The organism is Shewanella hanedai, assembly GCF_007197645.1.
GTDB classification, from domain to species: domain Bacteria; phylum Pseudomonadota; class Gammaproteobacteria; order Enterobacterales; family Shewanellaceae; genus Shewanella; species Shewanella hanedai.
The window spans coordinates 84,800-97,525 of the sequence record NZ_VKGK01000016.1 but is presented as its reverse complement, the minus strand read 5'-3'; the positions used below and the strand labels follow the sequence as shown (position 1 = coordinate 97,525).

14 protein-coding genes are annotated in these 12,726 nt (G+C 38.1%); 11 read left to right on the top strand and 3 right to left on the bottom strand.

The window, feature by feature from the left end:
- Positions 1-160: 160 nt before the first annotated feature.
- Positions 161-565 carry an acyl-CoA thioesterase gene (locus FN961_RS14025; RefSeq protein WP_144040803.1) on the top strand — a complete coding sequence of 135 codons (405 nt, stop codon included), beginning with the start codon at positions 161-163 and terminating at the stop codon, positions 563-565.
- Positions 566-575: 10 nt separating this feature from the next.
- Here the strand turns inward: FN961_RS14025 and FN961_RS14020 are convergent, their stop codons facing one another.
- Both FN961_RS14020 and FN961_RS14015 read right to left on the bottom strand, forming a co-directional pair.
- Entirely contained in the window at positions 576-821 is a 246-nt protein-coding gene (locus tag FN961_RS14020) for a GNAT family N-acetyltransferase (protein WP_144040831.1), read from the bottom strand.
- Between the two features lie 42 nt (positions 822-863).
- Positions 864-1,295 carry an acyl-CoA thioesterase gene (locus FN961_RS14015; protein ID WP_144040802.1) on the bottom strand — a complete coding sequence of 144 codons (432 nt, stop codon included), beginning with the start codon at positions 1,293-1,295 and terminating at the stop codon, positions 864-866.
- Positions 1,296-1,398: 103 nt separating this feature from the next.
- On the opposite strand from FN961_RS14015, the gene FN961_RS14010 reads away from it, so the two are divergent.
- Positions 1,399-2,157 (top strand): DUF4344 domain-containing metallopeptidase, encoded by a 759-nt coding sequence (locus FN961_RS14010; RefSeq protein WP_144040801.1) that lies wholly within the window; start codon positions 1,399-1,401, stop codon positions 2,155-2,157.
- A gap of 45 nt (positions 2,158-2,202) precedes the next feature.
- On the opposite strand, the gene mtnC is transcribed toward FN961_RS14010, so the two are convergent.
- A complete protein-coding gene (gene mtnC, locus FN961_RS14005) occupies positions 2,203-2,880 on the bottom strand; it encodes an acireductone synthase (protein WP_144040800.1) in 678 nt (225 codons plus the stop codon).
- 1,274 nt (positions 2,881-4,154) lie between these two features.
- Between mtnC and FN961_RS14000 the strand changes: the two genes are divergently transcribed.
- The 9 genes from FN961_RS14000 to FN961_RS13960 all read left to right on the top strand — a co-directional run bounded on the left by FN961_RS14000 (position 4,155) and on the right by FN961_RS13960 (position 12,593).
- Entirely contained in the window at positions 4,155-5,123 is a 969-nt protein-coding gene (locus tag FN961_RS14000; RefSeq protein WP_144040799.1) for a hypothetical protein, read from the top strand.
- A gap of 394 nt (positions 5,124-5,517) precedes the next feature.
- Entirely contained in the window at positions 5,518-6,432 is a 915-nt protein-coding gene (locus tag FN961_RS13995) for a transposase (RefSeq protein WP_144040798.1), read from the top strand.
- Positions 6,433-6,455: 23 nt separating this feature from the next.
- Positions 6,456-6,668 carry a superinfection immunity protein gene (locus FN961_RS13990; protein ID WP_144040797.1) on the top strand — a complete coding sequence of 71 codons (213 nt, stop codon included), beginning with the start codon at positions 6,456-6,458 and terminating at the stop codon, positions 6,666-6,668.
- A gap of 250 nt (positions 6,669-6,918) precedes the next feature.
- Complete coding sequence (locus FN961_RS13985; protein WP_144040796.1) at positions 6,919-7,617, top strand: YIP1 family protein; 699 nt, start codon at positions 6,919-6,921, stop codon at positions 7,615-7,617.
- Positions 7,618-7,647: 30 nt separating this feature from the next.
- A complete protein-coding gene (locus FN961_RS13980; RefSeq protein WP_144040795.1) occupies positions 7,648-8,805 on the top strand; it encodes an efflux RND transporter periplasmic adaptor subunit in 1,158 nt (385 codons plus the stop codon).
- Entirely contained in the window at positions 8,792-9,511 is a 720-nt protein-coding gene (locus FN961_RS13975; RefSeq protein WP_144040794.1) for an ABC transporter ATP-binding protein, read from the top strand. The genes FN961_RS13980 and FN961_RS13975 overlap by 14 nt, the downstream gene beginning before the upstream one ends.
- Positions 9,505-10,746 carry an ABC transporter permease gene (locus FN961_RS13970; protein ID WP_144040793.1) on the top strand — a complete coding sequence of 414 codons (1,242 nt, stop codon included), beginning with the start codon at positions 9,505-9,507 and terminating at the stop codon, positions 10,744-10,746. The genes FN961_RS13975 and FN961_RS13970 overlap by 7 nt, the downstream gene beginning before the upstream one ends.
- Positions 10,727-11,875 (top strand): sensor histidine kinase, encoded by a 1,149-nt coding sequence (locus FN961_RS13965; RefSeq protein WP_144040792.1) that lies wholly within the window; start codon positions 10,727-10,729, stop codon positions 11,873-11,875. The genes FN961_RS13970 and FN961_RS13965 overlap by 20 nt, the downstream gene beginning before the upstream one ends.
- On the top strand, positions 11,853-12,593 hold the full coding sequence (locus FN961_RS13960; protein WP_144040791.1) for a LytR/AlgR family response regulator transcription factor: 741 nt from the start codon (positions 11,853-11,855) through the stop codon (positions 12,591-12,593). The genes FN961_RS13965 and FN961_RS13960 overlap by 23 nt, the downstream gene beginning before the upstream one ends.
- Positions 12,594-12,726 lie beyond the last annotated feature (133 nt).

Here is a 12,726-nt window from a genome sequence, read left to right as displayed (position 1 = left end):
AAGGATGCTTAGGCATCCTTTTTGCTTTTACCGTGTTGATTGCATCTCACTAAAAACTTCGCTAACGTCTGCAAATAGATCTGCTTCGCATCTCTATTGATGTCACTGCGTGACGTTAATTGGTATAAAGAGAATAACAACAATAAGAGGATATTTAGACGTGCCAGAGACTTTTTTTAACTTAGAGATCCAGCCAAGATTTAATGAAACCGATGGTTTAGGTCATATCAATAATACTGTTATCCCAGTATGGTTCGAAGCAGCGCGTGAGCCTATATTTGAGATTTTTAACCCCAGTCTAGATCTGACTAAATGGAATTTGATTGTTGCAGGTTTTACCATCGCTTATACCTCACCAACCAACTATGGTAAGCCGGTATTGGTGAAGACTTGGATAAGCCGTGTTGGTAACAGTAGCTTTGAAGTGGCGCAGGAGAGTTGGCAGCAAGGTAAGAAAACAGCCGAAGCTAAGACAACATTAGTGCACTACGATTACACCATCGATAAGAGCCAAGCTATCTCTGACGATGTAAAAGCGCAGTTATCTCAACTGACAGGCGCTTAGTTTTATAGATTTATAGAAACTTCTGCACATACCAACAGCTGGCTTCAATCTTGTTATCTTGCTGCTTAGCCCAGTCTAGACCATGACGAACCAGCTTCTCTGCCAGCCCCATACCGCGTAATTCGTCGGGCACAAAAGTGTGATTAAAATCGATCCGGTCATCATAAAGTAGATAGGTTAATACAGCCTGTTGTTCATTGATATTGATGACAAACCGATTTAAATCTGGCTGGTGTAACACGTTAATGTCGGTCATCATAATTCTCCAGTTAATGCCTAAGACCAATCAGTATAATCTCTAAACCTGCTTTTCATGGCTTTTGAGTGATGCTAGCAGCTCACCACTTAGCACTGATTTTTTGCCTGTTTTGAAATCAAACATAACAACCAGTGAACTACCTAAGGTAGTCACAGCTTGCTGAGCTTTGCTAAATACTGTGTAGTGCATCATAAATCGATCTGTCTGCACATCGCTAATCGTGACCCCAACAAGCAAGTTGTCTGGGTAGGTGACTGGGCGTTTATAACGTGCATTATTATCAGCTAAGACTGGACCGATACTGGCCGTTTGCAACTCTTTGAAAAGGCCTATTTGAGTAAAAAAATCGATGCGAGCCGATTCGAAATAGCGGAAATATACGACGTTATTGACGTGTTGCAGTGCATCCATCTCTCCCCAAGCAACAGGTATCTCAGTGTGGATAGGGTGTTGCTCGATAAAGTCATCCATCTTTTTGCCTCGTCATTTAGTCGGTATTCAAACATGTGTTTGACTTGGGTTTAGCATAACAGGATGGCATAGTGGCAACAAGCTAGGTTATAAGGTGAAAAGAATGAAACGATTTTATCTATTACTAACAATACTTTGTGTTATTTCAATTTCTAATCTATCAGCTAAAACGATACAAACTTATCTTCCTGCTTCAAGTGATGCTGATAAACGTGCTCAAGAGGTGATTAAATCGGTTGAGCTGCAAATACAGATCCTTGTGGATGAATTGCCGATAGAGTCAAACCTTCAGATTAAATACGGTGCTAAAGAGGGACCCTTTTTTGATCCTGAATTGATGGAGGTGCACATTCCCTATGAGTTTGTGACTGAGGTGCTTACCCGTTTTAAGAAAGATAATTACCAAGAGACCAGTGTTTCACCTATTGAAGCGACACAGGATGCTATTTTGCATACTTTAGGTCATGAATATGGCCATGCATTTATTTTTGCTAATCAAGTTGTGGTGCTAGGAAAAGAGGAGGATGCTGCCGATACGTTAGCGACTCTGCTGCTTATCCATTCATTCGAAAATGGTACTGATATCGCCTTAAGTGCGGCTGATTTGTTTTCTCTGGAAGATGGAGATATAGATGAGTTTGATGATGATCATTTTTGGGATGAACATAGCTTAGATGCCCAGCGTTACTTCAGTACCCTCTGCTTAATTTATGGCAGTGATCCAGAAAAATACGCTGACATTATTCCGAAAGAGCAGCTTTCTATTGAAAGAGATCTTTATTGTGAAGAGGAGTATTTTCGTCAGACAGCGAACTGGGATAGGTTAAAGGAGCGTTATAGCATCTTACCGAACAAGTCATAGTAAAAAGCACTCTGTTTAGAGTGCTTTTTTGGCTTGATGAGTAGACTAGAACGTCAGCTCTTCAAAGCTTGCTATCTGCTTATGTGAGCCAGTACGTTGATCTTGGCTTCTCACCATTTGCATCGTGCGCATACCGGCTTCTTCAGCGGCTTTTAGCTCTTCTACTACATCAGAGATAAACAGCACTTGCTTAGGCGCCAAGCTGATGGTGTTGATGATGTTGCAGTAAGCTTGTTTAAACAGCTTATTACCGGTACGAGTATCGAAATGGCCGTCGAAATGAGGAGTCAAATCACCAGCGTCGCTATGACTAAACAGTAATTTTTGTGCTTCTGCAGAACCTGATGAGAAGCTATAGATGCGCATATTGCTTTGCTTGATACGCTCTATGGCTTCAATGAAATCAGGGAAGATATGACCGGTAAATTCGCCACGGGCATAACCTTGCTTCCAGATTAAGCCTTGCAGAGTTTTTAATGGTGTTGCTTTACGATCCTCTTCAACCCATTGTTGCAGGATCTCAACCACGCGATCCAAATCAGCATCAGGTTCAAGTGCAATATCTTTAACATCACAGATGCAGTTGTCGACTAGGACATTAGACTCATTTTCTTTTAGAAAGTCGGGTAAAGCTTTAGCTGAATACGTAAAAAGCGTGTCTTTAATAAAATTAAGGTCGGTTGTCGTACCTGCTGTATCTACAACTATGGCTCTGATACCCATAATGTCTGCTTACTCCACAATCTGATTCTGTTAAGTGCTCATATTTGCACTGCTCAGATCCTAAGCCGAAACGGCGTCTATTGCTAGTGAATTGTGCCCTATGCTTATACTCCTATAACTCTGAAGTTATTCATCAGCTTATATGAACTTACTATTGATTTTCGTAATAATTGGTGTGGTTGAGATGAATAGTCGCTTTGAAAAAGCATTTTACCGTTTATCACTTTTATTTACCGTTTGTCATATTTTAACAAAATATATCTAATTATTTAATATTATCTAACTCAAGCGAAAGCTTAGTTTAAATAGAACTATAAGTAAGGTGTTAAATAACTTTCAATATGAGGAATATAAAATGAAAATTGAAAACACAACAGAACTTAAATCACGATTTGGCGTAGCTGGAACCTCTCAACTGCAAGTGGTTGGTGGCCCAATTTGTGTCGGAGTTATGGTTGTTTTAATTAGGTTTTAATAAATTAACTAAGGGAAATAAAATGAAAATTAAAAATACAGCAGAACTTAAATCACAATTTGGTGTAGCTGGAACCTCTCAACTTCAAGTGGTTGGTGGCCCAATCTGTATCGGTGTTATGGTTGTTTTAATCACATTTTAATAAGTTAACTAGGGGAAATGAACATGAAAATTGAAAATACAGCAGAACTTAAATCACAATTTGGTGTAGCAGGAACCTCGCAACTGCAAGTGGTTGGTGGCCCAATCTGTATCGGTGTTATGGTTGTTTTAATCACATTCTAATAAGTTAACTAGGGGAAATGAACATGAAAATTGAAAATACAGCAGAACTTAAATCACAATTTGGTGTAGCAGGAACCTCGCAACTGCAAGTGGTTGGTGGCCCAATCTGTATCGGTGTTATGGTTGTTTTAATCACATTTTAATAAGTTAGCTAGGGAAAAAATGAAAATTGAAAATACAGTAGAACTTAAATCACAATTTGGTGTAGCAGGAGCCTCTCAACTGCAAGTGGTTGGTGGCCCAATCTGTAACGCTGTTATGTCTATTTTAATTATATTTTAATTATTTAACTAGGAGAAATAAAAATGAAAATTGAAAATACAGAAAAACTTAAATCACAATTTGGTGTAGCTGGAACCTCTCAACTTCAAGTGGTTGGTGGCCCAATCTGTATCGGTGTAATGGTTGTGTTGATTCAATTTTAAATTATATATGGGTCGCCGACTTGTGTTTGTATCTTGTATTCAAGTTGGCTCCCCCCTCACTCTAATATTTAATATAAGGAAGAGATAAGATGAAATTTAATAAAAAGTTAGAGACGTTTATGACTAATCCGTCGAACTGGGAGAGTACTGTTCATCGTATGGAGAAAAGCCGTAAATCTAATCTTGATTTCGATCTTGTACATAAATTAAGGGAGGTCATGATTGAGGGAAATGACGTGGATATAGACAAGATCTCATCTATTATTGGAGATAAGTCAAGTGCTGTTATTAATAGCATTATATCTGAAGGGATCAGTAATATGGAGGCTGATGAATTTTATGTTTATCCTATTGCTGGGCATACTACATCTTTCGCACAAAGAATAATTATAGATAGTAATGACCACTTTGATTTAAGTCTTGATATTATAGATAGTGGGCTATTAAGTAAATATAAATCACAGAGTAAGATGAACCTAAAAGAGAGAGGTGTTTCATTCTATGGTAGAGAGACTGTTACTTATTTTATAAAGTCCGGAGGTATGAATATATCCAACTGGTCACATAATACACCAGTTAAAAAGCTTGAAGGTGCTAGTTGTCAATTTGATGGAAATAAAATAGTTAACGATGGTGATGTTGTTTACAAAAAAGCAAACGAAACTTATATGTTCGAGTCATCAACTGATAACTCTATAGTCATCTCTTTGGAGGTAAAGAGAAATAGCTCTCCATTAAGTTTAATGTTCTCAGCTTATGACTATAAGTTGAAGTTTCAAAATCCATCAGATGAAATTGATTCTAGAGTACAGCTTCATATTTCTCTGTTAAAGTCGATGAACTATATTGATGCTGTGCCCACAATTAAGAAGTTTTTATCACATCCTCAACATTACATACGTTGGTATGCAATGCAGCAGTTATTAGGATTGGATGCTCTTTTAGTCCTAGAGGAGTTGGAGTTTATGGCTAAATCAGATGTTCATGAAGAGGTGCGTTTTGCAGCCACACAAACTTGGAACCTAGTCCAGCAACAGTTACTGAAAAAGGCATCTTAACTAGCTTCCATTAGTAGAATCTTGATTGAAAATGCGGCTACATTGGTGGCTGCGCCTCTGTTTCTTCATTGCTAGTATCTAGTATCTAGTATCTAGTATCTAGTATCTAGTATCTAGTATCTAGTATCTAGTATCTAGTATCTAGTATCTAAATTTTATTGGTTATTATAGTGGGTTACACAATATTTACTTTATATGCTTTGTCTCCTAGATATGCCATCTAAAATTCTCTTTACCGAAAATCATTTAAATAGACCGTTTTTCACTTTCCAGCCATATGAGTCAACAATGATTGATAACCTTTAATTAATCCAAATTTACAGATTAATCGTTAATTTTTTTGTTTGAACGTTTCTGTAATTAACCAATAAAAGTAAGGGGAATTATTATGCCGTTGAAATTTGAATTGAGTAATATTACAGAGTCAATAGAGCTAGATGACTGCTATGAGCAGCTGGTAGAAAGTAAATTTGATTCGTCAGATGATGAGAGCTTTCAAACTGTTGCTCCTATTTTGAAAAAGTTAAATAACAACAAGACTTTTTTACCAGAAATATTAATGGCTGAGCTTGAAAAGCATTGTGATGTTCAAAAGAAAACCAATAAATATACCCCACAAGTTATTATGCTAAAGCCTGCCTCTAAAGGTATTAACTTCTTTATGAGAGCGAATATCTGGTTAGCAAAAAATGACCCATTACTTACGATATCAGGTGAAAAATCCTTTTTCTATCATGTGCCACATGATCATAACTTTAGCTTTCTAACTTCAGGATATACAGGTCCTGGTTACGCAAGTGACTACTATGAATATGATTACTATGATGTTATCGGCTATCCCGGTGAGCCTGTAGACTTGCGTTTTATTGAGCGCAAGAATTTAACTGAAGGCGAAGTTATGCTATATCGAGCTTATAAAGATGTGCATAATCAACTCCCTGCTGATGAGTTATCCGTCTCTTTAAACATCATGCCGTCAACTATGTTTGCTCACTTACGACCTCAATATGTATTTGATGAGACCTGTTCAAGAATCGCCAATAGCACAGTCACTTCGAATTCATCTGTTGAGCCTGTTTTGCACCTTATTGCTGAGATGAGGAATGATAGAAGTCGTGAGTTTATGGAGCGCTATGCAAGAAGTACTTGCATTGAAGAAGATAGATTCAGAGCTGTTAAAGCATTAGTTTCTGTTGAAAGTGAAGCAGATAAAAAATCCGAATTACTGGAGTCTCTAGGTATTAAGTCAAACTCTAAGCTCGTTGCTGAACTTAGTCGTCAACATCAATCTATTTTAGGTTTAGTTTAATAAATTTTATTGAGGATAATATTATGTTTATTTCAAATTTTGGTTCTGGAAAAATGGTTTTACTTCTACCACTACTGTTTGCTATCTATTTTTTACCATCAATTATTGCTGTATTGCTTAACCGTCAGCATAAAGGAAAGATTATGGCTGCAAACATTCCTGCGGGGATATCTTGGATAGTTTGGTTTGGTATTCTAGCCTGGGCTATTTCAGGTAGGGATAAGGTAAAGTATTGAATCTATTTTCAGTAAGCGCTTAAACTTGAATGTGTAGTTTAGGCGCTTACTCACATCAATAGTAACCTGCTACTCCCTTATTTTTGTTTTATATTTAATCGCTAACCCCCCAAGTGTTTTTGCCTGCTCTCACATCTTCTAAAAGTTTACCGAAAATCCTCTTATGTGACCGTTTATCACTTTTCATGCGTTGAGTTGCATCGTTCTTGCTACTTTTCCTTTATGTACTTTTAGTTGAGAGAGAATTCTTATGACAACAGTTAACACAGTATTGGATGCATTTGTTGCACCTAGTGCTTTATTTGAAAGGTTTGAATATAACCAGCGGCAAAGCAGTATTGTGCTAGTGATTTTGTCTGGCTTGATACTAGTTAGTTATTACTTGTTCTTTGGCGGGATGACGAATGAGTGGTTATTAGCTCAACAGTTGGATCAAGTTGGTGAATTGAGCATTCAAGAGCGAGAGATTGCACAGGATATGATGATGAAAACTTTGCCATATACCTGGGCATTTGTTGGTGGCATGACCATTGTGGCTCACCTTTTTACAGTCTTAGGATTAAGTGTTTTTTTTACTTTTTTGGCAAAGGTATCGAGTATTGGTATAGGTAAGTTCACTTTTAGAGATTGGTTCTATTTTATCTCGTGGTGTCAGCTACCTTGGATAGTTAACTATGTTGGATTCTCATTTCTTTTCTTGAGCTCTTCAACATCAGACTTACCTCTATCGTTAATTCACTACGCATCTTTAGATCAGCTATTTTTCAACTTGAGTAGCAATGATTCTGCATATGGATTGCTTACCTCACTTAACCTGTTTTTGCTTTGGTCGATAACTATCTCAATTTTAGGCTTGAGGAAGTGCTTTAACATGAAGCCAATGATGGCGGTATTTATCTCTGCTTTTCCATATTTTGCATTCTTTGGTATCTGGTTTCTATTTGTTTAGCTTGCTCTTAATGAGAGCTTGGAGTTTAAGATGAAAAAAATATTATCATTTGCTTTTATTTTATTTAGCGTCTCTCTTTTGATCTTGGTAAGTAAGGAGAAGTCGTTATCCGATAGCCTTGTTGTTGATACTCATGTTGTTTCAGAAGACAGAATTAATGACACCATCTTGGCATCTGGTAACTTAAGGTTTGCTAGTGAAATACAAATACGCTCTGAAGTGACAGGAATTGTTAATAGGGTTTATGTAAAGGAGGGGCAGCTTGTAAAAAAAGGTGAGTTGCTTATGGAGCTGGATCCTAAAATTTTTATCGCTGAAGTTCGTAGAGCTCGTGCTGCTGTTGAAATTCAATTAATTGAGATTCAGCGTTTAGAAGAGATAGCTAATGAAGCTTCTCGTCGAGCAGGCCAGTACCGAGAGTTGTTGGGCAAAGGTTTAACGGATCAAGATACTGCTGCACAACTACAAAGCCAATTAAAAGTGGCGAAGATTAATGTGAAATCCGCAATACAGGGGCTGGAGCAATATAAAGCGGTGTTAACTCAAAGTCAGAATCGTTTAGATCAATCTCGTTTTCTTGCTGCGATAGATGGGCTGATTTCTACAGTAGATATAAAAGAGGGGGAAACGGTAATTGCTGGCACAACCAACATAGTTGGCAGTCCTTTAATGACCTTGGCTGATGTTGACTCTTATGTTGCCCAAATCAGAGTCGATGAAGCAGATGTTTCCAATATCGAGATCGGTCAAGAAGTCGAGGTATTTGCTGCAGCAACACCGCAAAAAGCATCTTTAGGTCAGATATCTTCTATTAGTACTTCAGCAAAAAAGGACGGAATTAACAAAGGACTCTACTACAAGGTTGAGGTTATTCTTCAGAAAGGGGATGTTGTGTACCCAGGAATGAGCTGTCGTGCTGAGATTGTTCTGGCCCGCTCTGGTGTCGAATTAATTATACCAATAGCGGCTGTAAAACAGCTTGATGGTGCAAATTTTGTGTGGGTTGTTGAAGAGAATAAAGCCGTTAGACGTAACGTGCAACTTGGTTTATCTACGGATACTGAGCAGATTGTTTTGTCTGGGCTCGCAGATAAAGAGTTGGTCATTGTTGGCCCAAGTCGCCAAGTAAAAGCATTGAGAAATGGCACTGAGGTGGAACATAAGGAGAGCTATCATGCGTCAATCTAATGCGATCATTGAACTAAAAGGCGTGAGCAAAACTTACCAAATCGGTGATGAAGGTTATGTGGCACTGAAAGGGATTGATCTGACAATCAATCACAATGAGTTTGTTGCGATTACAGGCCCCTCGGGCTCAGGAAAGTCGACTTTAATGAATATCCTTGGTTGTTTGTCTACTCCTACAAATGGTGAGTATCAGTTGAATAACCAAAATGTGGCTAACTATGATGAAGATCAATTGGCCCATGTTAGAAATCATTCAATAGGATTTATTTTCCAAAGTTTCAATTTGTTACCCCGTCAAAGCGTACTACAGAATGTTATTCATCCATTAAAATACCGCTCAATGTCATCTGTTGAACGTAAGCGCCGAGCATTGAGTGCATTAGATAAAGTTGGTCTAGGAGATAAAGTTAACTCGTTTCCTAGTCAGTTGTCAGGAGGCCAAAGACAGAGAGTTGCGATAGCCAGAGCTTTAGTCACCGAGCCTGAAATATTGTTGGGTGATGAGCCTACTGGAAACTTGGACAGCAAGACAACACAAGAGATCATGGCTTTGTTTGACCAGTTGCATGAACAGGGGCAAACCGTTGTGTTAGTCACCCATGAACAAGATATTGCAGATCACTGCCAACGAGAGGTTAGGTTAGTCGATGGATTACTTGCATCTGATGTTTCAAAAGAAAGAGTTAGCTGGGGGCTGGCATGTTAAACCGAATATTTCATAGTGCATATGAAGGCTCTGTTGCCGCGATTGAATCTATTTTTGCCCATAGCTTTCGAAGTGCACTTACGACGTTAGGTATTATTATCGGTGTGGCATCCGTTATCACAGTGGTTTCAATTATGGAGGGGTTGAGTCAAGGAGTTGGGAATCAGCTTAAAGACTTAGGCAGTGATATGGTTACGATAAAAGCGCATACCAATACAGAGCTGGAGATGCTTGGTGTGACAAATCAACTTACCTATGATGATTACCTATTAATTAAAAGCAAAGTGCTGGGGATTAAAGATATTGCAGCAAAAATGCGAGCATTTAGTTTTGGCTCTGAAGCTCGTTTTGGTCAATACAGCACTCATACACAAGTGATAGGCACTGAGAGTGATTATCAAAATGTTGTTAACATATTTCCTGTAGAAGGTCGTTTCCTTTCGAATACAGATGATGCAAAGCGCCGGCGAGTTGTATTTGTTGGTAGTTCTGTGTTAAAAAAGTTAAACCTTCCCTCTCATCCAGTTGGTGAATTTATATTACTGGGCGAAGAGTGGTTTAAAGTTATCGGTATTGCAGAGACTCGAGGAAGTTTATTCGGATTTGATCAAGATAATTATATTATCGCGCCTTTCAGTACGATACGTTCATTAAATGGAACGGATCGAACTAATAATATTGATATTGTTTTCCGTCCAGAAGTTGGGGTCGATTTGGCTCTGCTAAATGATAGGATTCGTAGCCTACTAAGAAAAAAATATCGATTAACTGAGCCAGAACAAGACTTTTTTGAATTTGAAACAGCAGAAAGAACACGTAAACAATTTAGTGATATTACTGATTCTATTACCTATGTAGCTGCTGGGGTTGTTGGTATTAGTTTGATTGTTGGTGGCATAGGGATTATGAACATCATGCTTGTATCTGTAACTGAGAGAACAAAAGAAATAGGGATCGCAAAATCCTTAGGGGCAACATCTAGAATTATTCTGACTCAATTTTTAGTTGAAGCTAGTGTTTTAGCACTTTTCGGTGGCGTGGTTGGTATTTTATTAGGTTATCTTTTAGCGGGAGTTGTTTTTATGTTTATGCCTGTTATTGGTTCTTTAACTGTGCCGGCATGGGCAATTTGGCTTGCGTTAGGCTTTAGTGGAATAATTGGTGTTGTTTTTGGTATTGCACCTGCAATTAAAGCGTCAAAATTGGATCCTATCGATGCCTTACGCTATGAGTAGTACCACTGAGCCTAAGTGGTTATTAAATTTTTATTTAAATAGTCGTAATACCAGTAAAAGCTACCGTGCAGCCATGCTTATTATGTTTTGGCTGCATTTTATTTTGACTTGGTCAGTGATGCTCTCATTAATAGAGGTTCCTGATCGTCATTATAACGATATTATTCTTCGCTCTTTTTTAGAGGCTGCTTTATTAGTGGGGGTATGTCACTGTTTGATTCGCCCCTATCTCAGAATGAACTTGATTGGTTCAAGTGTGGATCTTCGTAGCACATTTAAAGGCTTGCTGTACGTTGCTTTAATCTCTTTTATCTATTTTTTAATCTCTTATAGCATGGGGCAAATGAGCTTCTTAAAGGGCACTGACATCAGCCAGATCCAAGTGGTTACGGAAAAGGGCAAGATGGGGGGAGAAGTGACCTTGTTAGCCATTGTTATTATTGGCTGCTTAGAGTCATTTGCGACGCTATTTTTATGGAGTGTTGCTTACTTAGTTTGGCATTTCCATAAAAATAAGAAAGAGTTACAAGTACAGGTTAATGAGAGTCAAATACAACAGTTAACCAATCAATTAAGCCCACACTTTCTGTTTAATACGTTAAATAGCATCAGGGCATTAATTTTTGCAGATCAAGAAAAAGCGGCTGAAGTACTGACTCTTTTATCTGATTTACTACGAAGTCAGATGCAATCACAAATTAAAATTCAGTCAACGCTTGAGCAAGACTGGTTACTGACGTCTAAATATCTGTCTATTGAAAAAGTTCGTTTTGATAAAAGATTAGAATTAATCGTTGATCTTGATGAGAGTACTTTACGCGAATCAATTCCGACATTGACCCTGTTGACGTTAGCTGAGAATGCCATCAAACATGGTATTTCAACTAGTAGTAAACCTGGGTTTATTCGTATAGAGAGTCAGTCTTTGACATCAAATATGTGGCGATTATCAGTGACAAACACTGTTTATTCAAGCAAAAGTCAGCCAGGTACTCGAGTTGGATTACATAATGTCAAAAAGCGACTTGAATTGATGTTTGCACGACAATATAAGTTTTCAAGTGCGTTAGACAATGAGTTATTTACTGTTTCAATGGAGCTTCCCCATGCTAAAAGTGTTAATCGTTGATGATGAGTACTTAGCCCGAATTGAGCTAACCCGCCTGCTGAGTATGCATGCAGATATTGAGATAGTTGGTGAGGCAGAAGATGGCCACCAGGCGCTTGAACTTCTAAAAAAAACATCTGTTGATTTAGTCTTTGTTGATATACAGATGCCTGAGATGGATGGCTTGGAGTTTGCCAAACAGGCCGAATCCGAGCAGTTTCACTTGGTATTTTGTACTGCTTTTAGTGAGCATGCCGTCGATGCGTTTGAACTGAATGCTTTTGATTACATTGTTAAGCCAATAATGCCAGATCGACTAGAAGCGGTTTTGAATAAAGTACGACTTGTACAAGAGTCTCATGATGAGACAGAGTCAGACGATATTCAGTGTTTACCTGATAATCATGGTTTACTTCTTAAATTTGGCTCTGATTATAAAATTGTCAGAATAAATGAAATTTTTCGTTTTGAGTCTTTGGGAAATCATGTTGCAGTTTATTCTGACTCAGGGAAATCCTACCTTCATATCTCCCTGTCTAAAGTAGAAAAAAGGCTTGATCCCACTCTTTTTTTTAAAGCTAGTCGTAGTGATATTGTGCGCGTTGATCAAATTGAAAAAATTGAGGAAGGGATGGCATCTGGAAGCTTGCAAGTGCATATGAATAACGGACAGGAGATCGACGTAAGCCGTCGACAAGTGCAGTTGTTACGTAAAGTGTTTAGTATCGATAGTTTTTAATAGCGAGGTTCGATGATTGCACTTGGCGGTTGTGCTGCCAATCTATAAATATGCTTGTTCTATTTTTACTGTTTATTTTATTTATGTGAACTATAACTCTATATTTCAGCGCACGCTTGTACGCATAATGAGT